This is a genomic window from Homoserinimonas sp. OAct 916, assembly GCF_003260275.1.
GTDB lineage: Bacteria > Actinomycetota > Actinomycetes > Actinomycetales > Microbacteriaceae > OACT-916.
Window position 1 is genome coordinate 270,685 of record NZ_QJHB01000001.1, and the last position, 20,667, is coordinate 291,351.

Consider the following 20,667-nt stretch of genomic DNA (forward strand, 5'->3'; position numbering starts at 1 on the left):
AGGAGACACGCACCGAAGACGGCGACGGCGTCGACGAGGACGCGACGACGACGGACCCCCGAATCACGAGTATCACTCGTATCACCAGGCACGGTTCGCTCACGCGCTCTGGGATGGCCAGATTCGGTCGGCCCACACAGTGCGCGTCCGTGCCCTCTCGTACCGGCCGCTCACGCGGTCGCGGCAGCGCCGGCGGGTTGTGCGTGCTGGGTAGGGTGGACGGATGAATCCCCCCGCTGCCACCCTCGAAGTCGCGGCGACCGTGGTGCTCGTGCGAGACGGCACCAACGGGCCCGAGACGCTCATGCTGGAGCGGCCGAGCGACCGTGGATCGTTCGCCGGGGCCTGGGTGTTTCCGGGTGGTCGAGTCGATCCCGAGGACAGTGCCGCCTCTGAACCTGACGACTCAGAACATGACACCCCAGAACATGACTGCGCAGATCATGACTCTCCAGAACATGACCCTGCAGAACATGACTCTGAAGGTCGTCTGCCTGCGGACGTGAGCCCGGCAGGCGATGAAGAACCGGTCGCGGGTGGTGACGAGGAACAAAGTGCCCGGCGAGCAGCCGTGCGCGAACTGCACGAGGAGACCGGGTTGACCGTGGCGGTCGCAGATATTCACCTGATCTCCTGCTGGACTCCCCCGCTCGGCATCCCCCGGCGGTTCCGTACCTGGTTCTACTTGGCGAAAGCGCCCGCAGGCGAGATCACGCTCTCCGCCGATGAGGCCGTCGACCACGCCTGGATCCGCCCTATCGACGCCTTGGACGCCCATTCGGCCGGTCGGTTGCAGCTGGTGGCACCGACCTGGGTGACGCTGCATCTGCTCGCCGAGACCGATAACCTCGCCGGCATCCTCAGCCGGGCAGCATCTACCCCAGAAATCCATTTTCGCACCCGGCACTCCGAGCAGGGCAACGTGCTGCTGTGGGAGCCGGACGTGGCGTATTCCGATGACGGAATGCTAGAGGCATCCGGCCCACGTCACCGCTTGGAGATCACGCGCCTGCCCTGGGTCTACACCCGTTCCGTCAACGCTGCTCAAGCAACCGGGTGAGATAGGCGCCGTAGCCGCTCTTCTGCAGCGGTTCGGCGAGCGCCCGCAACTGGGCGTCGTCGATCCAACCAGCCCGCCAGGCCACCTCCTCGATGCAGCCGACTTTGAAGCCCTGCCGTGCTTCGATCACCCGCACGTAGTCACTGGCCTGCACCATCGACTCGAAGGTTCCGGTATCGAGCCAGGCCGTTCCCCGGTCGAGCACCTGCACATTCAGCTTGCCGCGGTCGAGGTAGACCTCATTGACGGTGGAGATCTCCAGTTCCCCACGCGCACTCGGCGTGATCGACTTGGCGATCTCGATCACGGAGTTGTCATAGAAGTAGAGCCCGGGAACCGCATAGTTGCTCTTGGGTTTCGCCGGTTTCTCTTCGATCGAGATCGCGCGAAGGTCGGAGTCGAACTCGACCACGCCGTAGCGGTGAGGATCCGCCACCTGGTAGGCGAAGATGGTGGCTCCGTCGACGTCGCGGTTGTCGCGCAACGCCGTGCCGAGGCCCGTTCCGTGAAAGATGTTGTCACCGAGCACCAGTGCCACTGAGTCATCGCCGATGAACTCCTCGCCGATCACGAAGGCCTGGGCCAGGCCGTCGGGAGTAGGTTGCACCGCATACTCCAGCCGAATGCCGAGTTCGGAGCCGTCGCCCAAAAGCGCTTGGAACTGATCGTTGTATTCAGGGGTGGTGATGATCAGGATCTCATTGATGTCCGCCATCATGAGAGTCGACAGCGGGTAGTAGATCATCGGCTTGTCGAAGATCGGCATCAATTGCTTCGAGACACCGCGCGTGATCGGCCACAGCCTGGTTCCGGACCCGCCAGCGAGAATAATGCCCTTCATTGCGTGGGTGCTCCTGTTCGTTGGCCCCGTTCAGACAAAACCCACCTTAGAGGACGCCATGCGCGTCGGCGCCCGATCAGTGCCAGAACTGTCAACACCGCCCAGAGCACCAGCAGAGCCGCGATCACCACTGCCGCACTCGCCATTACCCCGAAGCCGGCCGGCCGATACTCAACCGAAATCGTGTGCCCGACGGCATCTGCCGGCACATCGACCGTCAGCAGAAACCCCTCGGTCGCCGCCCCCAGAGTGCCGCCGGTGACGGTGTAGCCCGGCCACGGCATGCGGCTGAGCACCACGCGGCCGTCAGATGCCGCGGCCTTGATCACCTCGAAGTCGACCCGGCTCTCGGTTTCTCTCGTCACGCGTACCTGCAACCCGGGCGTTGTGGAGACGACGGAGCCGGCGTTCGGCACTGGGGTGTCTCGCACCAGCAGCCGCACGCCCGGGGTGTCGGAGACGATCGACCAGCCGGGGTAGACCGCCTGCCAGGAGTGCGAGTGGAAGGCCACCTTGACCAGGTAGATCGAATTGATGCCGAGCAGGTCGACCAGCATTTTGCCGGTTTCAGGCTGCGGCACGAACAACTGCTTGTAGGTGCCGGTGCACACGTTTCCCTTGAGTGAGATGCACAGCGTCTTCGAGTACGCCGGCCATTGCAGGGTGGTGTAGGCGTTCTGCACCCGACCGGCGGTGAGATACCAGCTGTTGCCGGTCACCGCCTCGGTCGGGATGCGGGCGTGTTCGTGATCGTCGAGGGCATCCCCGATGACAAGTACGTCACCGCGGGCATCCTTCAATATGGACTGGTAGGTGGACAGTGTGGTCGGCAGGCCGAAGTCCACGCCTCCGGGCGTGGGATGCTCGACATGCTGAGCCCCGAGCAGAAGCGCCGTCAGCAGCACGGCACCCGCGGCAAAGACCTGCTGCCGCAGCCGGGGATGCCGCCCAAGGCCAGGCACGGCACGATGTTGCTCGTCCTGGCTGCGCGCGGCGCCCGCAGGACTGTGGTTCGCCCGCGCAACTCCGGCCGTGCGTCTGATCGCCAGGAAGTACCAGAAGTACGCGAGTGCGACCACCATCCACCCGATCAACAGCGACCCCCACCATTTGGGCGATGTTCCCCAGACCAGGTAGGTGCTGAACGACAGCACACCAATGGTGCCGACCAGGCGCCGAACCGTGAGCGGCCTCGGTTGGGCCAACGACAACCCGACAGCAAGCATCACCAGCAGCACGACGATCAAATACGGGTACACCCGCAATGGGAACCGGATCGGGCCGAAGTCCGAAGGCAATTGGATCATGACCAGGGTGCCGGCGAGCATGATCAGAAGGCTGACTCGCGTCTTCAACAGCGTGCCAAACCTGCGCCAATCGACCATGACGAACAACGGCAGCAGCCAGGAACTGTACACGAACGGCAGGCCGGTCAGGTGCACGGGTGTCCAGTAGAGGCGCCCGGTGCCGAACGGTTGCACCGACTGCAGTATGGCGCTCACCCCCGGCGTGTAGCGGGAGACGTTGCTGATGCCGCCCTGCCTGGCGGTCACCGGGTAGATCAAGAGTGCGGGCAGATGGGCGATGATCGCGGCGCAGAGAAGGATGAGCGCTGCAACGATCATCCGTCTGAACCCGGCGCGGTCGGTGAGCCACGCCTCCACCATCACCGCGGCCACGGCGAGGCCGAGCATCAATGTGGCGTGCGTGTAGGTGATCCCGAGCAGGGAGACGCCCCACAGGATGGGCCCCGCGATCGTGGTGCGGTGAAAGGCAAACGACCGCATCGACGCCCAGGCGTGCGGCAGCAGCGCCCACGTCATCAACCCGGTCACCCAGGATGATGCATCCTGATACATCGTGAAACCGGCGAACGGGGCAGCCACCGCTACCATCGCCGCCCAGTGCGGATGCGCGCCGAATGAGCGGGCGAGCCGGTAGACGCCGAGGGCGGCGAGCACCAGGAAGGAGATCTTCACCGTGTTCATGAGCAGGAGAACGTCGTTGACGGAGTGCGCGGCGATGCCGATCACCCAGAGAATCGGACTGTACAGCCCCCAGGCCCCGTCTGCCAGATAGGCACCCGCCTGCCAGACGGTCGGGTTGAGCACCGACCAGTCCCCGGCCAGCAGCCTGGCGCCGATGTGGTACCACTGGCCGTAGGCGCCGACCTGTGTGTCACCGGTGAAGTAGTAAGTGCGGAACAGTGCCGGTGGGATCAGAGCCGCGACTGTCACCACCAGGGCGACGCCGAGCGGCCACAGGGTGCGCGCCCAGGCGGAGTGCCTCACAGGGGGGAGGTCATCGGTCGCAGGCGTCGACTGGTCGATCTCATCAGCTGGCTGGTGGCCGTCGAGTGACGCGGGCTCAGCGTTGTGCGACAACGGCGCATCCGCGTTCGGCTCGGGAGGGGACGCGTGCCGACTGGGCGCGCCACGGTGACGCAGCCGAACGACAAGACGCCCGATCTCCCAGGCCAGAAGCACCGCGACGACGATCGCGCCGACCGCCCATTGTGCCGTCGAAAGCGCTGCCCCCGATAGGGCAAGATGCACCGGTTCGCGGTCGGGCACGGCCAGCGACCGCGATGTGTAGTGCTGCGGGATCAGGAAGGTTACGGTGCCAAGAATCACCACGAGAGCGGCCGGCCAGCGTCGCCCCCGTACCGTGTGCCACCAGCGCAAGCCCTTCGCCGCCCTGCTCGAATCGCGCTCGGTCGTCCCGCGACGCTCCCCGCGCACGGTGATCAGCCAACCGACGAGAAGTATCGCCGGAAGCGACACCGCGGTGACCGCCACCAGCACCTTCACGAACTGCGGCCCCTGGCTGAAGGTGATGCCCGAGGCGACCAACACCCACCCCGACGCCAGCGCCACCCGCGGTGCGGTCAGGGTGCGCACCCTGGCGCGGGACAGTCCCAACCCGACGGCGAGCACCAGCGTCAGTGCAATGAAGGGCATCATACGAATCGGGTCGTGCAGGCCGAGCACATTCGACGGCATCACCGCGACCAGGATTCCCGCGGCGAAAGCGGCCGCGATGCTGGCCATTCCGCGCACCCGCGCCAACGCGCGCCATCGCACAAAGGCCAGCAACGGCAGGAACCAGGCCACGTACAGGATCGGTGCGTTGGGGAAGTGGGCCCCGAAGAATGTCACCTGCTGGGTGCCGACCGGGGTGCTCGAGGCGGCGATCCCGCTGAGGTCGACGGTGAGCTCTCCGGTGTTGTGGATACCGTCGTGCCCTGCCGCGTGAAGCCAGCCCGCGAAGCCGGGAAGCCACACCAGGACAGCGGCGGTGGCTGCGAGGGCGGCCACCGCAACTGCCCGGATGAGCGGGGTGCGGCGCCCGTGAATCGCGGCTTCGGCGATGGTCGCCGCGAGCACAGCGAATACCGCAAGCGTTGCGTGCGAGACGCCGAAGACGAGCACAGCGGCGCATCCGATCACCGCCCAGGCCGGTGTTTTTCCCTGAAACACCGCGCGGCGCGTGAGTGCCCACGCCCACGGCACCAGGCTGAACGCGGCCAGAGAGTTCACCCACACCGGGGCGGCGACATACAGGGTGAAGCCACAGAGCGGAGCGGCGACCCCCACCACGCCCGCCCAGGCGTGATCGACCCGAAAAGTGCGGGCCAGCGCATATGCGCCCCATCCGCCCACGATCAGAAAAGCGAGAATGACGCGGAGTTCGACGCTCGCCACGTCGACCCCGTAATACGAACGGTCGAAGATCAACGGAACCACAGCACCCGCGAAAACCGCCGCCCCCACCAGGAGCGGCGTCACAATGGCAGGTACGAGATTTTTCGACTGCACACCCGCAGTATGCACCGATTCCGTACAGTTTCGCAGTATCACCGCCGCATACGTTCCCGGTCTAGACTCACATTCGCACGAGCACGGAACCGATTGACGGCAATTCGACCGGTGTCGCGCTGTATCGTGAAAGCACAGGTCAGAATCCGATTGCGAGATGTTCGTCATGGCCAGTTCCTCGAACCAGACCGCAGGGGATCAACCCCTGCCCCCGGCTGGCATGCAGGGCGCGCCCGGACCCCTGCTGCGGCTGGTGCGCAACCAGAAGGTGGCGTTCGTTCTCGTCGGCGGGGTGAACACGGTCGTCGGCTTCCTGTTCTTCGTTGGCTTCGAGGTGACGATCGGGCGCCTGTGGGGATACTTCGCCAGCCTGGCCTTTGCACACGTGTTCAGCGTTCTGTTCGCGTTCGTGCTTTATCGCCGGTTCGTGTTTCGGGTGCACGGTCACGTGCTGCGCGACCTCGGCCGATTCGAAGTCGTCTACCTGGTCGCCCTGGGCATCAATTTCGTGCTTCTGCCGATCCTGGTGGAGGTGTTCGGCCTGCAGGTCATCCCGGCGCAGGCTCTGATCGTGTTCGTCACGGCGTTGGTGAGTTTTTTCGGCCATCGCGGCTTCTCCTTTCGTCGTTCGCGTGGCGAGCTCGAACCCGACGAGCAGACCCTGGCGGCCGCCGGCACCGCGGTCGCATCCGGGCCCGACGGCGTGCCACAGGTCTCGGTGGTCATCCCCGCCTTCAACAACGAGCAGTTTCTGGTCGAGACCATCGAGACCGTGCTCGGCCAGGACTACCCCAATTTCGAGTTGATCATCGCCGACCACTGTTCGACGGATGGCACGGCCGCCATCATGCACCGCTATGCCGACGACCCCCGGGTGCGGCTGTTCCAGACCGAGGCCGGAGGCGGAGCGGAGCGAAATTGGAACCGGGTCAGCCGGGCGGCCAACGGAACCTACCTGAAACTGGTCTGCGGCGACGACCTGCTCTACCCGGGAATCCTCACCGCCCAGGTGGCCGCGCTGCAACAGCATCCGGAGGCAGTGCTGGCGGCCTCGCCGCGGGATATCCTCGATGCGGCCGGCAAGAAATTGATTCGCGACCGCGGACTTGCGGGCCTGGTCGGTCGGCATTCCGGCGACACGGCCATCCGGCGCACGGTTCGACAGGGAACGAACATCTTCGGCGAGCCGGGCTGCGTCCTGATCCGGCTGGATGCGTTGCGAGCCGCCGGTTGGTGGAGCACAGCCGCGACCTACCTGATCGACGAGGCCACCTACGTCGCCGTGCTCGGGCACGGGGACTTCGTCGGCGTTCCCACGACGCTCGCGGGCTTCCGGGTCTCAGCCGGTCAGTGGAGCGTGCAGCTCGCCCGACAACAAGCAGCCCAGGTGGTCGCCTTCCACGGTGAACTGCGGCGAGCGCTACCGGAGACGATCAGCCGCGCAGACGTGCGAGTCGGCAATGCACGCGCCCGCGTGCTGGCGCTCAGCCGCCGCCTGGCCTACCGTGTGCTCGCGCACCGGGCGTCAGGGCCCACCACGCAGGCGACACCACCGAACCCGCACGCGTCCGGCCAATTGCACTCCGCGCCGCCGCACCCACCCGTGCCCATCAGCCCACCAGCACCCGCTCAGACAAGTCCTCCCTCGCCCGCTCGCGAGTCTCGCCCCTGACCAATTCCCGCCCAGAGGTCAGACCAGTGCACTACAGTAAATTTCGCGGCGCCCCAGTCCACATCGTGGGCAATCGTGGTGTCCGCAAGAAAGACGCCCCAATGCTCGAAGCACCCGCAGCTCGCGCCCGTCACGCAACGAGCGCTCCGTTCCCCAAAACGGCCGTCCCGGCCGGCTTCGAGGCAGTCCGAGATGTCTGATCCACAATCCGGGGAGAGAGCGGCATCTCCGGTCGAGCCTCGGGAAGACCAATCACGTCGACACGAGATTCAGGCGCGCTTCGTGTGGGGTGCGGCTGCAGGCCTTGCCGGGCTTCTGGCGGTGGTGTTGGCGGGAGTTCTCATCCGAACCGTGGCGGGCAACCGGCCGATCGGGCTCGATCAGGCGTGGCTCGATTTCCTCGTCGGCCACAGATCCGATTTCCTCACAACGATCACATTGGCGTTGAATCTGATCGGTGGGCCCATTGTCATGACCATCGTGCTCACCGTTGTCGCCCTCGTGCTGTTCCTGGCGCATCGAAGGCGTGATGCCGCGTTGTTCGCCATTTCGGCGGTGGGCGCGACGCTGTGCTCACAGACGCTGAAATTCGTCATCGCGCGGCCCCGTTCCATTGATCAGACGGTCCAAGCCGGTGGATCATCGTTCCCCTCCGGCCACACGACCATGGCCGCAGTCGTCGCGGTCATTCTGATCCTCTTGGTACGCCGTTGGTGGATCTGGCTGGTCGCGGTCGTCTGGGTGGCGCTGATGGCATTCAGTCGTACCTACCTGTTGGTTCATTGGCTCTCCGACACGCTTGCGGGGGCTGCTCTCGGCGCCAGCGTTGTCGTGATCGTCTGGTGCGGCATTCAGATCTTGGCGCCTCCGCGGCTACCAACTGCCGACCGCGTGGCCTGAGACGGGCCGAGCCCGTCGTTCACGATGCGCTGACCCGGGGTGGCCGGCCGAGGCCGTGGCCGCCTCACCCGGGGCAACCCTCGGAGGGCTCAATACCATCCGTTCCTTCCCGCTGATGGGTTTCCGTGCACGTCTCCCGATCCACGGCGAATGGCCAGAGATCGAGCGTAAAGTCCCCATGGACAAGGAGCCAGCCCATGGTCGCCTCACTCATGAACGCCAACATTCTCGACGGCCTGCTCCTGTTCGTCGTGTACGGCGTTGCGGCCGCACTCTTCGCTTGGATGTTGGTGCTCTCCTACCGGCGCGCGTCGTCGGTCGCGGCCTGGCTGGCCGGTCTCGCCATCGGTGCCCTGGCCGGAGTGATCACCGGCCTTGTTCTGTCCTGGCTGGTCGGCTACGTCTGGTCCACCTTCGGCCAGCCACTGTCAACGGTGACGACCGCTTGGGCCGCGGCCGCACTGGCCGCCACCGGGGTGGCGTTGGCCAGCCTCCGTGGCGCGCATTGGAGATCACGGCTGCTGTCGATCATCGTCATCCCGGTCGTGCTTCTGACGGGGGCCATGGGCATCAACGCCGATGTGGGACAATTCCCCACCCTGGAAGGCATCTTCGCCGGGAACCAGTTGACTGCGCTCACGCCTCAGGAACTGCAGGGAACCTCGGGGCCCACATCATCGACGGGGCCACTGTGGAAGACCTGGGTGGCGCCACCCGGCATGCCCACCACCGGCCAATTGGGCACCGAGACCATCCCGGCAACCCTTTCGCGCTTCCCCGCCCGGCCGGCCGTTGTGTATCTACCGCCCGCCGCCCTGGTGAAGAACGCGCCGAGACTGCCCGTCGTGATCGTGATTCCGGGTCAACCCGGCGAACCATACGACGTTTTTCGCGCCGGCGGGTTGCAGCCATGGCTCGATGCATTTGCGGCAGCCCACCACGGGCTCGCTCCAATCGTGGTCTCACCTGATCAACTGGGCGATCCGGCCAACAACCCGATGTGTGTCGACTCACCCCTCGGAAACTCTGCCACCTACTTGAGCGTCGATGTACCGAACTGGATCAACGATCATTTGAACGTGATCAAAGATCGTGCGTCCTGGGCGATCGCCGGATTCTCGCAAGGTGGAACCTGTGCGATCCAGCTCGGTGCGGCCCATACCGACATTTTTGGCAACATTCTCGACGTGTCGGGCGAGTTGAAACCGCAAAAAGGGTCGGTGGAGAACACCATCAAAGTCGGGTTTGGCGGCAGTGCGCAGGCCTACGCCAAGGCGTGGCCGGTGAACATTCTCACGGCGAACGCGCCATACGCCGACACAAAGGCGATCTTCGTCATCGGCGAGGCGGATACGCGCTATATGCCCGGCCAGATCACCGTGTCCGATGCTGCCAAAGCTGCCGGTATGACCGTGACGTTCCTGGAGTCACCGGGCACCGGGCATGACTGGCATACCGCCAAGTACGGACTCACCAACGGTATGCAGTTGTTGTGCACCCGGTTCGGCCTCAACCCGTGATCCGGCGGACGCTTCCCCGCCTGATGACGACGAGCCCCGGCGCCTTCTAGTCTGAGGCGCGGGCACGTCTGGTGATCTGCCTCAGAGAAAGGGTGGGGAGATAGACGCGGGTGAGGGCAATCCCAATGGCCGGCAGCGCTGCCTGGTCGGGGTAGGCCATCAGGAGAGGGTGGAATTCAGGCTGGAATTTGCGTTTGAAGTTCAGCAGTGACCGGAATCCGTAGACCGGTTCCAGGGAGGAACTGAGGTAGTCAAGCATCCGCTCGATCGTTGAGTTCTGGTCGGTGAGGTGCGCGGTGTGCGCCAGCGGAGCCCCGGAAAGGCTGAGGAACTCGATACCGGCCTCCTGCATCCGCATGGCGGTTTCAGCGATCAGGAACTCCATCACCCCGTTGATGCTTTCGGGGCGCCGGCGCATGAAGTCCAAGGTCCAGCCGATGATCTCGCCGTTCCTGAACGTGGGCAGCCAGCTGGTCACGGCTTGCACCTGACCGTCCGGGTCGATGGCGAGCATGAGGGCGACGTCGGGGTCACGCAGTTCATTCAACCCACCGAGGGTGAACCCCATCTCGGGCAGGCCCTTCTCGGAAACCCACTCTTCGGAAATCTCGGCGATCTGGGTGCTGATCCCGAGCGGCAGTGCGCCGAAGCTGGTCCAACTCGCGGTGATTCCGGCGCGCTGGGCCCGGTTGATGGAGGTGCGCACATCCTGCCATTTCTTACCAGTGGTCTGCCAGGTCGCCGGCCGGAGTACGGTTTCTTCCGCAACGACCATGGTGTGCCAACCCATGGACCGGAACTTCCCCTCGAATGCGGCGTCGATACTGTAGAAGACGGGCACCCAGTCGTTGTCGTCCGAGAATCGGGCGAACCGGTCGATGGCGGCGTCTTTGGGCACTGCGGAGCCGAACGGGCCGCCGAGGGTGAGCGCCACCCGCCCGACGACCCGGTACGCGATGGCAAGGTCTTCTTCGTCGTCGAACCAGTATGAGTTGCCCGGCCAGGATGCCATGAACGCCAATGAATCACCACCGCCCGCCATCAGCAGTGACCGAACCCGGGTGAGCGCGCCGGGCTGTTCCCTCGCCGGTGACTGGCGGGTGGGTGTGATGGCGGCGAGGATGGCGACCACCCAGAAAGCCGGGCCGATGCCGTAGTACAACATTTTGCCGATGATCGACGAGGGCAGGAAGGTGATCGACTCCCTGATCAGGAACGACACCGGCACGAACCGTTCCACGGCGTCGCTGAGCAGGTCGGCCAGGTTCACCGTGTCGGTGAACGCGGTGTCGCGAACCAGCAGACCGCCAACCACATACAGCCCGGCGAGCACGACTGCGGTCGCGGCGACGGTGATCACATACCGGCGGACACTTGCACGGGACGCGAGTACAGAAAAGTGTTTGCGCAGCACGATCAGGGTGATGGCAATGGCGACCGGCAACACGGCGGAAGCGACCAGCCCGAAGCTTGTCTCCCACGAGGCACCGGTCGGCCGCGAGATCACATACGGCACTCCTGAAAGTGGAAGCAGACCGAAGTAGAAGGCCGCGAGCACACCGAACATCCCGTTGACGATGACAGCCAGCCAGAGCGCGAACCTGCGCCCGTGCAGAAGCCCATAGGCGGCCACGATGAGCAGCACCAGCGGGAGGATCGAGACCAGGATCGCGCCGGGGCTGTTGATTCGCTGCAGGGTCAGATCGCGAAGGCAATGGGCGGTCACCGCGAATGCATCGCACCGGCTCTGGGCGTTCCCAGCGGCGGGCACCTGGTTGCCGATCAGCAGTGCGATCGGTGCGAGCGGTCCGAGCCGGGAAGAGGACAACAGGGCGATCACCGGCCCGATCGCGGTGATGGCCACCACGGCCGCCGTCAGCACGTGGATTTCGTGGGCAGAGCTCCGAACCCACCGGATCAGTTGCTTCTCACGTCGCAGCAGCAGGCCCAGCACCAGGCCGGCGACCCCGGCCAAAAGCCGATACAGATCATCAGGGTGCCCCGAGTAGAGCAGGAACACCAACAGCACGAGCATGGTCACGATGCGGATGCGCCGACGCCACAGCACACTCGCAGACCCGCTGGCGGCCATCAGCGCGCCAACGATCCCGATTGTAGGATCCAAGACGACGAACTCGGTCACGTGCAGCGACCAGAACTCACCGGTGGCATCGCCGAGGGCCTGCAATCCGATCCCGGCCAGCGGCCCGATGATCGCCGTGGCGAAGAATGCGACCGTGGTGCGCCAGGTGCCGATGATCTTTTCGGCAACGCGCAACAGCACAATCGCGAGCACGAGGGCAACAACCAGGTCGATGGGCATATTGGTGAAGAAAGCGGCGGTGAGCGGGCTCCACCAGTGGCCATGGTCAAGGAGCGGTTCGGAACCGGTTCCCATGTCCCAGACCAGCGTGCCCCGGGTTCCGAAAATGAGGCCTGATGTCAGAGCCAGCAGCAGGATCAGCGCCGTCACAGCGGAACTGAACGGTCGAGAAAGGATCCACCGGCCCACCGCACCCGTGGATGCGCTCAGTCGCGCCCGCCCGCCGGCGCCGGATGCAGGAGTTCCGCTCAACGGCCCCGCTCCAGACGCACGCGTTGTGCCGGTCGAGCTCGTCTCCGCTCACCACGCCGCCTGTCGCCCGGCGGTGTCAGCAACCAATGGAACACGAAAAGTCCTTCGGGAGGGTTGAAACAACGACTGTCGGGTGGGCGGGAGCACCGCTTCGCTACGCCGACACAGTCCCGTGAGGGTCGAGAATGCACGAAATCGAATCTGGCTGGACACCTCGATGTGCGATCCCCCGAAAGGCTGACGCCTTCCCGCCCATTTTACCGGCCTCAGGGTCAACCGCCAACAGTTCTGAGCAGTCGCGCAAGGACGCCCTCTGGCGTGCGTGACCACGTGAGCCCGGGCTTCGAGTGCGGCGATCCGGACTCCCAAGGGGCACTTCTTACAGGACTGCCCGCGCCCGGCTGGGCACTTCAGGGTAAATTCAGGGATATGAACACAGTGGCAGAACCGGTTCGGCCCGTACACCGAATCTCGGTTGTCATCCCTGTCTATCAGGGAGAGCGCACCCTGGCCGGGGTTCTCACTGAACTTCGCGAGTTCGCCGAAACCCGCACCAGTCCGGCGGGCCACGACTACGTCATCGACGAGGTGTTGCTGGTGTACGACAACGGACCGGATGGCTCGGCCAGGGTGATCCGTGAACTCGAGCGCGAACATTCGATCGTTCGAGGCGTCTGGCTGAGCCGCAACTATGGCCAGCATGCGGCGACCCTGGCCGGAATGGCCTCAGCCGGCGGCGACTGGATCGCAACCATCGATGAAGACGGCCAGCACGATCCGCATGACATCGCCGGGTTGCTCGACACAGCGATGCGGGAGCAGGCGACCGTCGTGTACGCGTTTCCCACCAACCCGGCACCGCACAGCGCGTTTCGAAACTGGGCGTCGCACACCGCCAAATGGGTGTTGCAGAAACTCTTTTCCGGCTCCGACGCTCCCGACTATCAGAGTTTCAGGTTGGTGGTCGGCAGCGTCGGGCGCAGTGTTGCCGCGTACGCCGGATCAGGGGTGTACCTCGACGTTGCGCTGGGCTGGGTCACGGGTCGCAGTGTCACGAGCCCGGTCACGTTGCGGGCCGAGGGCGACCGGCCCTCCGGCTACACCAACCGGCTGCTTCTGTCGCACTTCTGGCGCATGGTGCTTTCCAGCGGTACACGCGCGCTGCGCCTGATCAGCGTCGTGGGCATCGCGTTTGCCACCATCGGCGCGATCTGGGCGATTGTGATCCTGATCCAGTTGATGGCCGGCGCGACGATCGCAGAGGGCTGGTCGTCGATAATCATCGTCTTGCTGGTCTCCTCTGGCGCCATCCTGTTCTCCCTCGGGGTCATTGCGCAGTACGTCGGCGTGATCGTGAATATGGCCCTCGGCAAACCGCCGTACCTGATCGTCAGTGACCCCGCGCTCGGTCCACTCGGTTACGCCGACGCACCGCGCGAAGAGTGACCGATGCCGCTCGTCTGGGTGATCGGCTCACGCGGTCTGCTCGGTCGCGCGATCTGCCGCGCGGTACGCGCTCGACCCGGTTGGACGTTGTGTGATGCCGAACCGTTGCCCTGGGCAGAAGACACCCGAATGGCGGAGGTGGCGAGGCGGAACACCCGCGCGCTTCTGGAGCGGTCCGGCGCCGAGACGTTGCGGTGTGCAGGATCCCCGTCGGCAAATCCGGTCGACGCCCGAAGCGGCTTCGACTGGGCGATCGTCTGGGCGGCCGGGGCGGCCGTGACCTCCTCCCCCGTATCCCAACTCGACCACGAACACACCCAGCTGCAACTGGTGTTGGACGCGATCGCCGCGGAACTCGCCCTGGTTTCGGGCGCACGTTCGGACCCCCCGCATTCCGAGCCCACCGTGGAGTCTCGGCAAACCCCCTCCCCCGCACGCGGCGTGTTCTTCTACGCCTCCAGTGCAGGCGGCGTGTATGGCGGTTCGATCCACCCCCCATTCACCGAAGAAACCGTGCCGGTTCCGCTCGCCGGATACGGCCGGTTCAAACTCGGCGCTGAACAGGCGATCACCGCGTTCTCCCGTGGCTCCGACACCCCGGCGCTGATCGGCCGAATCGCCAATCTGTATGGCCCCGGCCAGAGTATGGCGAAACTCCAGGGCGTCATCTCCCACTTGGCGCGGGCGGAACTGACCCGTGCGCCGATGGCGATCTACGTTCCGTTGGACACGATGCGCGACTACATCTACGTCGACGACTGCGCCGCCCTGATCTGTGCCGGACTCGAACGCCTGGCCTCCGAGCCCCATGATGCACTCTCAAAGACGGTGGTGAAGAACTTGGTCAGCGGTTCCGCAGTGACCATCGGCAGCCTGCTCGGCGCGTTCCGGGTTCTCGGCAAACGCAAGCCTAATGTCACCCTCGGCGCGTCGTCGCTCGCCGCGGCGCAGGCCGTAGACCTGCGGTTGGCCTCGATCGTGTGGCCGGAGTTGGACGCGCGCCCCCAGACACCGTTGCCCGTCGGAATCCAGGCGACCCTGGCCGAAATGCAGGCAAAGATCCAAGCCGGGCCGCGCCAGTCGCCGTGATCAGCGCAACACCCTGCAGCGCAACACTTGCAGCGCAACACCCTGCTACGCAAAACAGCGGTCCACTACGGACCGGATCTGTACGCCGCTGGCCCGAGGAGCCTAGTCACCCGCGGGGCGGTTCAACCCCTCGTAGAACTCGCGGGTGGCCGCCCAGGTGGGCAGCAGGCCCTGCTCGGCGGCCTCGGCCAGGCCGGGCGCATCCGTGTCTTTTGCGGACAGGATCAGCTCGCCGGCCTCCTTCGGGAACTGCAGGGAGACCTGAGCATCCAGCGGGTTGATGCCGTGCTCCCGGGTCGCATCGAACCGACTCGAGACGAGGTAGCTCACGGTCGCGTCTTCGGTCAACGCCACGAAGGCGTGGCCGAGGCCCTCGGCGATGTACAGGGCCCGGCGGTCGGTGTCGTCGAGCAGCACCTGATCCCACTGGCCGAACGTCGGCGAGCCCACCCGGATGTCGACGACGAAATCGACGATCGCGCCGTGCGTGCAGGTCACATATTTGGCCTGTCCCGGCGGGATGTCGGCAAAGTGGATGCCGCGAACCACGCCGCGCCTCGACACCGACGTGTTCGCCTGCGCCAGGGTGAGCGGATGCCCGACCGCCTCCTCCAGCGCGTCGAAACGGTACCACTCGAGGAACACACCCCGGTCATCACGAAACTGCTTCGGCGTGATTTCGTAGGAATCAGGAATACTCAACTCACGGATCTGCACCCCGCCAGTCTATGGTTCATCCCTCTGGCCGGCGCCCCCTCGTGAACCGCGACACCTGGGCCCGGACTCTCCGGCGCACGCGGATCCGTGCGTAGGATTGCCTCAGAACCCAAGGGAGAACACACGTGAAGATTCTGGTCACCGGCGGAGCCGGGTTCATCGGCTCGAACTTTGTACGCCGCACGATCGAGGGAGCGTACCCGGAACTCGCCAAGGCTGATGTGATCGTGTTGGATGCGCTCACGTACTCCGGAAACCTGGCCAACCTGTCCCCTGTCGAATCCTCGCCCCGCTACCGGTTCGTGCACGGTGACATTCGAGACGCCGCACTCCTCGACACCCTCCTGCCCGGAATCGATGCGATCGTGCATTTCGCCGCCGAATCCCACGTGGACCGCTCGGTACGCGACGCAACGATCTTCGTCGAGACCAACGTACTCGGCACCCAGCAACTGCTCGATGCCGCACTGAGATGCAACGTGCCCCGGTTCGTGCACGTGTCGACCGATGAGGTGTACGGCTCCATCCCGACCGGCTCCTGGAACGAAGAATGCCCCCTCGAACCGAACTCGCCGTACTCCGCGTCAAAGGCCGGCAGCGACCTGCTCGCACGGAGCTATCACCGCACGCACGGGCTCAACGTGTCGATCACCCGTTGCTCGAACAACTACGGCCCGTACCATTTTCCCGAAAAGGTGATCCCGCTGTTCGTCACCAACCTGATCGACGACCAGCACGTTCCGCTCTACGGAACCGGCGAAAACATTCGTGACTGGTTGCACGTCGACGACCACTGCCGGGGGATCGCCCTCGTGCTGGCGGGCGGCCGCGCCGGTGAGATCTACAACATCGGCGGCGGCACCGAGCTCAGCAACACCGAGCTGACCCAACTGCTGCTGGATGCCACCGATCACGACTGGTCCTTCGTCGACCGGGTCGACGACCGGCTGGGCCACGACCTGCGCTATTCGGTGGACATCACGAAGATCCAGGCCGAGCTGGGCTACCGGCCGGAGGTTCCGTTCGAGCGCGGGCTCACCGAGGTCGTCGCCTGGTACCGCGAGAATCGCACTTGGTGGGAACCGTTGAAAGCACGCGCGGCTCTTCAATCATGACGCGGCGAACACGCGATGGCGACCTTGCTTCAACGGTGGCACCGAAGGGAGCGACCCCATGAGGTACCTCATCACCGGGGCCACCGGGATGCTCGGCCGTGACCTGCAGCGCGCGTTCGCCGGGCGGAACGTGACCGCGCTCGGCCGAACCGAGCTCGACATCACCGACCCGCGGGCGGTAGGCAATGCCGCAGCCGACCACGATGTCATCATCAACGCCGCCGCTTACACCGCCGTCGATGACGCCGAATCCCACGAGGAGGACGCCCGCCGGGTGAATGCCCTCGGAGCCGAGAACCTGGCGATGGCCGCAGCGAAGAACCAGGCACGCCTCGTGCAGCTCTCGACCGACTACGTGTTCGACGGCCGGGCAACGTCACCGTACCCGGAAGGTGCACCGCTGAACCCGATCTCCGCCTACGGGCGCACCAAGGCCGAGGGGGAACGGCGAGCCGTGGCCGCCAACCCGAATGCAACCTTCATCGTTCGCACCGCGTGGCTCTACGGGGAGCACGGCGTGAGTTTTCCGAACACCATGCTGCGGCTGGCCCGCAGCCACGAGAGCCTCCCGGTCGTCGACGATCAATTCGGCCAGCCCACCTGGACCTGGGATCTGGCCTGCCGCATCCGTGAGCTGCTCGATGCCAACGTGGTCGCCGGCGCGTACCACGCAACCAATTCCGGTCTCAGCTCATGGTTCGAGTTCGCTCAGGAGGCATTCAGGCTGGTCGGTCTCGACCCTGATAGGGTCACTCGAACCGAAAGTGCCACGTTCCGCAGGCCAGCCCCCCGACCGTCGTACTCTGTACTTGGCCACAGCGGTTGGGAACGGGCAGGACTTGGTCCGATGCGCCACTGGCGCACCGCGTTGAACGAAGCAGTGGGCGAGGGAGTGCTGAAGCGAGATGACAACACTGCGCGTGATCGTTGACCAGATGGTCGCCGCCCACCCCGGCGGCATCGGCAGGTACACCCATGAACTCACCCGAGGTCTGATCGCCGCGGCCCCCAGCGGCTGCGACGTCGAGGGGATCGTGGCCGCAACGACCGAAGAGAACTACGCGCTGATCGAGCGCAGCCTGCCCGGGCTGGCACGCCTGCACAAAACGAGTCTCGGCCGCCGGGAACTCGCTGCGGCCTGGCAACTCGGCCTGCGTTCCTCCGCTATGAACGGTTTGATCCACGCCCCGAGCCTGCTCGCGCCGCTGCGCAAGAACAATCACGTGACAGGCACCCAGGTCGCCATCACCGTGCACAACGTCTTCGCCTGGACCGACCCGTCGTCCCTCAGCCCACAGAACATCGCCTGGCAGAAGGCAGTGATCAAGCGGGCTCGCAAATTCGCCGACGCCATTGTCGTGCCCAGTCACGCCGTCGCTGCCGAACTGGCTGACATCGACAACTTCGGTGACCGGATCCGGGTGATCAGCGGTGCCGCCGCCGAAAGCCTGCAACTGCCCTCTGATGCTGATGCCCGTGCCCGCGACCTCGCGTTGCCCGAGCGCTACATCCTGACCATGGGTGGTCTCAGGCCGCGCAAGGGCGTTACCGAGCTCATCACCGCGCTGGGGCTGCCGGGAGCCTCAGAGCTGCCGCTCGTGATCGTCGGCGGTCCAGAGGCCGATGATCCCGACCTGGCCGCGGCGGTGGCGGCGGCAGGGCTCCCCGAGGACCGTGTGCGCACGTTCGGGCACCTCGACGACGGTGACCTCGCCGTCATCTATGACCGGGCCGCGGTGTTCGTCTACCCGTCGCTGGCCTCCGGCTTCGGTCTGCCCGTCCTGGAAGCGTTCACGTTCGGCACCCCGGTGGTGCATTCCGACGCACCGGCACTTCTCGAGGTTGCCGGCGACGCCGGATTGGTCGTGGAACGGGACGAACCGATCGGCTACCCGCACCGCTTGAGCGAGGCCATCACGAGTGTGCTCGATGACAGTGCCCTGGCCGACCGGCTCTCCGTCTCCGGGTCAGACCGGGCGCGCGCCTACAGCTGGTTCGACAGCGCCCAGCGAGTGTGGCAGTTGCACGCCGACCTGTAGCCTGGTGCCCGGTCAGGGCTTTGGAGTCGGCGTGACCGGGGCGAGGGCCTTGGCCACCAACTGGTGGATCACATCGAAGTCGGGATCCTCCGGGTCGACGGCGGGGGGCACGAGCTCGAGACGATCGATCGGCAACGCCCGGGTCTTCATCGCCAGGTCGGCGAACACACCCAGCATCGACTGCGGGATGTCGGTCTTCACCACGTCCTCCCCCGCCTTGGCCACCGCTTGGAACTTGGTCACCACATTGGCCGGGTTGAACTGTTTGAGCACTGCCTCCTGCAGCACACGCTGCCGGGCCATGCGGTCGTAGTCGCTGGTGCCGTGCCTGGCGCGCGCATACCAGAGCGCGGTGAAGCCGTTCATGTGCTGGGTACCCGCTTCCACCCAGCCGTCGACGTTGTTGAAATCTTCGTCGCCGCCGATCGGCAGGCGCTCGTCGACCGTGATCTCCACCCCGCCGAGCGCATCGATCAGATCGGAGAACCCCTGCATATCGATCGACACGAAGTATTGCACCTGGATGCCCAGGGCCCCTTCCACCGCATCCCTGGTGGCCTCGATGCCGGGGGTGCTGCCATGGCTCTCGGCATTCGGGTACCGTTCGGGGCTCTTCAACTGAACCTCGGTATAGATCGAGTTCAACATGCACACGTCGACGTCGCAGTCGTAGTAGCCGTCGGGGTAGGTCTCGTACATCGGTGAGTCGGTGGGAAAGGGCACGTCTTCCAGGTTGCGCGGCAGCCCGATTATGGTGGCCCGCCCGGTTTCGGCGTCGATCGAGACCACCGAGATGCTGTCAGGTCTGGCCCCGTCCCTGTCGGGCCCCGCGTCACTGCCCAGCAGCATGATGTTGTACCGGCCGTCGATCGGCGGCACCACGGCCTGATTCTGGAACACCGATCCGAGAAATCCGAGGGTGGACCCGATCACCGTCACGCCGTAGGCGGCCGTGCCCGCAGTTCCAACCATGAGGAGCACGCCGAGGGCGGCGATCCAGGCGCGGGCGCTCGGAGCTGTGCGGACCAGTTTCACCAGGCGCAACGTGTCCACCGTGAGCACAACCCAGAGCACTGCGTAGGCGGCCAGAATGATCTGCGCGGCCACCAGCCCGATTGTGTTGGTTGCGGCCGTCAGCACGGCGACCGGCCAGATGAGGTAGCCGATGCCGACAATCAGTGCCGCGCCCCACAGCCCCAACGTCATGCCCAGCCCGACCCGGCCGAGCCGACGGTTGCCGGCAAGCACCTGCGCCGAACCGGGCAGCACAAAGTTCAGCACCACCAACCACCACCCGCGCCGGGTCATGAGCGGGCGCGGGAGACCGTCGGAGTGCCTGATCGGCAGGGCGATGCTCATAATCGGGATTGAAGACTTTCGTTCTTCTGTTCCACCATCCGGGCGAGCCCCGCCTGGTAGTCGGCAAGCCGGCCCGCCAATTCCTCATCGCCGGTGGCGAGCATGCGGATCGCCAGTAGGGCGGCGTTTTTCGCGCCACCGATCGATACAGTGGCCACCGGAACCCCCGCGGGCATCTGCACGATCGACAGCAGCGAATCAAGGCCGTCGAGTCTGGCCAGCGGGATGGGCACACCGATCACCGGCAGGGTCGTGACCGAGGCGAGCATTCCTGGCAGGTGTGCGGCGCCCCCGGCCCCGGCGATGATCGCCCTGAGTCCGCGCTCCCGGGCCGTCTCACCGTATTCGACCAGGCGAAGCGGCGTGCGATGCGCCGAGACCACCTCCACCTCGTGGGCGATGCCGAAGTCGCTCAACTGCTGGGACGAGTCACTCATCACCGGCCAGTCGGAATCCGACCCCATCACGACACCGATGATCGGGGTGTCTGCCGTGGCGTAGTTCACGCGTTGCTCC

General features: G+C 65.4%; 15 protein-coding genes. 9 read left to right on the forward strand and 6 right to left on the reverse strand.

Annotated features, from left to right (window positions below; all coding sequences use genetic code 11):
* The first annotated feature begins 223 nt into the window (after positions 1-223).
* Complete coding sequence (locus DL891_RS17010; RefSeq protein ID WP_157962346.1) at positions 224-1,060, forward strand: NUDIX hydrolase; 837 nt, start codon at positions 224-226, stop codon at positions 1,058-1,060.
* Here the strand turns inward: DL891_RS17010 and rfbA are convergent.
* Together rfbA and DL891_RS01130 are read right to left on the reverse strand one after the other, a co-directional pair.
* Positions 1,035-1,901, reverse strand: coding sequence for a glucose-1-phosphate thymidylyltransferase RfbA (gene rfbA / locus DL891_RS01125; protein ID WP_111718569.1), 867 nt, complete (start codon positions 1,899-1,901; stop codon positions 1,035-1,037). The genes DL891_RS17010 and rfbA overlap by 26 nt on opposite strands.
* The gene (locus DL891_RS01130; protein ID WP_111718570.1) at positions 1,898-5,719 is read right to left on the reverse strand and encodes a hypothetical protein; all 3,822 of its coding nucleotides are present in this window, start codon (positions 5,717-5,719) and stop codon (positions 1,898-1,900) included. The genes rfbA and DL891_RS01130 overlap by 4 nt, the downstream gene beginning before the upstream one ends.
* Positions 5,720-5,885: 166 nt before the next feature.
* Here DL891_RS01130 and DL891_RS17410 point away from each other — a divergent pair, with 166 nt between their 5' ends.
* The 3 genes from DL891_RS17410 to DL891_RS01150 all read left to right on the forward strand — a co-directional run bounded on the left by DL891_RS17410 (position 5,886) and on the right by DL891_RS01150 (position 9,811).
* Complete coding sequence (locus DL891_RS17410; protein WP_232818942.1) at positions 5,886-7,391, forward strand: glycosyltransferase; 1,506 nt, start codon at positions 5,886-5,888, stop codon at positions 7,389-7,391.
* Positions 7,392-7,583: 192 nt separating this feature from the next.
* On the forward strand, positions 7,584-8,291 hold the full coding sequence (locus tag DL891_RS01145; RefSeq protein ID WP_111718571.1) for a phosphatase PAP2 family protein: 708 nt from the start codon (positions 7,584-7,586) through the stop codon (positions 8,289-8,291).
* A 197-nt stretch (positions 8,292-8,488) separates the two neighbouring features.
* Entirely contained in the window at positions 8,489-9,811 is a 1,323-nt protein-coding gene (locus DL891_RS01150; RefSeq protein ID WP_111718572.1) for an esterase family protein, read from the forward strand.
* 46 nt (positions 9,812-9,857) lie between these two features.
* On the opposite strand, the gene DL891_RS01155 is transcribed toward DL891_RS01150, so the two are convergent.
* On the reverse strand, positions 9,858-12,386 hold the full coding sequence (locus tag DL891_RS01155) for a bifunctional lysylphosphatidylglycerol flippase/synthetase MprF (RefSeq protein WP_232818943.1): 2,529 nt from the start codon (positions 12,384-12,386) through the stop codon (positions 9,858-9,860).
* Between the two features lie 429 nt (positions 12,387-12,815).
* Here DL891_RS01155 and DL891_RS01160 point away from each other — a divergent pair, with 429 nt between their 5' ends.
* Entirely contained in the window at positions 12,816-13,832 is a 1,017-nt protein-coding gene (locus DL891_RS01160) for a glycosyltransferase (RefSeq protein ID WP_198668718.1), read from the forward strand.
* A 3-nt stretch (positions 13,833-13,835) separates the two neighbouring features.
* The gene (locus tag DL891_RS01165) at positions 13,836-14,921 is read left to right on the forward strand and encodes an NAD(P)-dependent oxidoreductase (RefSeq protein WP_111718573.1); all 1,086 of its coding nucleotides are present in this window, start codon (positions 13,836-13,838) and stop codon (positions 14,919-14,921) included.
* A 102-nt stretch (positions 14,922-15,023) separates the two neighbouring features.
* Here DL891_RS01165 and DL891_RS01170 read toward each other — a convergent pair whose 3' ends face one another.
* Positions 15,024-15,638, reverse strand: a complete 615-nt coding sequence (locus DL891_RS01170) for a dTDP-4-dehydrorhamnose 3,5-epimerase family protein (protein ID WP_111718574.1) — start codon at positions 15,636-15,638, stop codon at positions 15,024-15,026.
* Between the two features lie 125 nt (positions 15,639-15,763).
* Here DL891_RS01170 and rfbB point away from each other — a divergent pair, with 125 nt between their 5' ends.
* Genes rfbB through DL891_RS01185 form a run of 3 tightly spaced genes read left to right on the forward strand, consistent with a single transcriptional unit; the run spans position 15,764 to position 18,792 of the window.
* Complete coding sequence (rfbB, locus tag DL891_RS01175) at positions 15,764-16,753, forward strand: dTDP-glucose 4,6-dehydratase (protein WP_111718575.1); 990 nt, start codon at positions 15,764-15,766, stop codon at positions 16,751-16,753.
* 58 nt (positions 16,754-16,811) lie between these two features.
* On the forward strand, positions 16,812-17,684 hold the full coding sequence (gene rfbD / locus DL891_RS01180) for a dTDP-4-dehydrorhamnose reductase (protein ID WP_111718576.1): 873 nt from the start codon (positions 16,812-16,814) through the stop codon (positions 17,682-17,684).
* A complete protein-coding gene (locus DL891_RS01185) occupies positions 17,659-18,792 on the forward strand; it encodes a glycosyltransferase family 1 protein (RefSeq protein WP_111718577.1) in 1,134 nt (377 codons plus the stop codon). The genes rfbD and DL891_RS01185 overlap by 26 nt, the downstream gene beginning before the upstream one ends.
* Before the next feature lie 12 nt (positions 18,793-18,804).
* Here the strand turns inward: DL891_RS01185 and DL891_RS01190 are convergent, their stop codons facing one another.
* Positions 18,805-20,151, reverse strand: a complete 1,347-nt coding sequence (locus tag DL891_RS01190; protein ID WP_111718578.1) for an LCP family protein — start codon at positions 20,149-20,151, stop codon at positions 18,805-18,807.
* The gene (purE, locus tag DL891_RS01195; RefSeq protein WP_111718807.1) at positions 20,148-20,615 is read right to left on the reverse strand and encodes a 5-(carboxyamino)imidazole ribonucleotide mutase; all 468 of its coding nucleotides are present in this window, start codon (positions 20,613-20,615) and stop codon (positions 20,148-20,150) included. Before purE ends, DL891_RS01190 begins: the two co-directional genes overlap by 4 nt.
* Between the last annotated feature and the right edge of the window lie 52 nt (positions 20,616-20,667).

Excerpts from the sequence above, each read along its gene's own strand:
- DL891_RS01165 (WP_111718573.1), top strand. The coding sequence starts at position 13,836 with ATGCCGCTCGTCTGGGTGATCGGCTCACGCGGTCTGCTCGGTCGCGCG.
- DL891_RS01145 (WP_111718571.1), top strand. The coding sequence starts at position 7,584 with ATGTCTGATCCACAATCCGGGGAGAGAGCGGCATCTCCGGTCGAGCCT.
- DL891_RS01190 (WP_111718578.1), bottom strand. The coding sequence starts at position 20,151 with ATGAGCATCGCCCTGCCGATCAGGCACTCCGACGGTCTCCCGCGCCCG.
- DL891_RS01160 (WP_198668718.1), top strand. The coding sequence starts at position 12,816 with ATGAACACAGTGGCAGAACCGGTTCGGCCCGTACACCGAATCTCGGTT.
- rfbD (WP_111718576.1), top strand. The coding sequence starts at position 16,812 with ATGAGGTACCTCATCACCGGGGCCACCGGGATGCTCGGCCGTGACCTG.
- DL891_RS01150 (WP_111718572.1), top strand. The coding sequence starts at position 8,489 with ATGGTCGCCTCACTCATGAACGCCAACATTCTCGACGGCCTGCTCCTG.
- DL891_RS17010 (WP_157962346.1), top strand. The coding sequence starts at position 224 with ATGAATCCCCCCGCTGCCACCCTCGAAGTCGCGGCGACCGTGGTGCTC.
- rfbA (WP_111718569.1), bottom strand. The coding sequence starts at position 1,901 with ATGAAGGGCATTATTCTCGCTGGCGGGTCCGGAACCAGGCTGTGGCCG.
- purE (WP_111718807.1), bottom strand. The coding sequence starts at position 20,615 with ATGGGGTCGGATTCCGACTGGCCGGTGATGAGTGACTCGTCCCAGCAG.
- DL891_RS17410 (WP_232818942.1), top strand. The coding sequence starts at position 5,886 with ATGGCCAGTTCCTCGAACCAGACCGCAGGGGATCAACCCCTGCCCCCG.
- DL891_RS01185 (WP_111718577.1), top strand. The coding sequence starts at position 17,659 with ATGACAACACTGCGCGTGATCGTTGACCAGATGGTCGCCGCCCACCCC.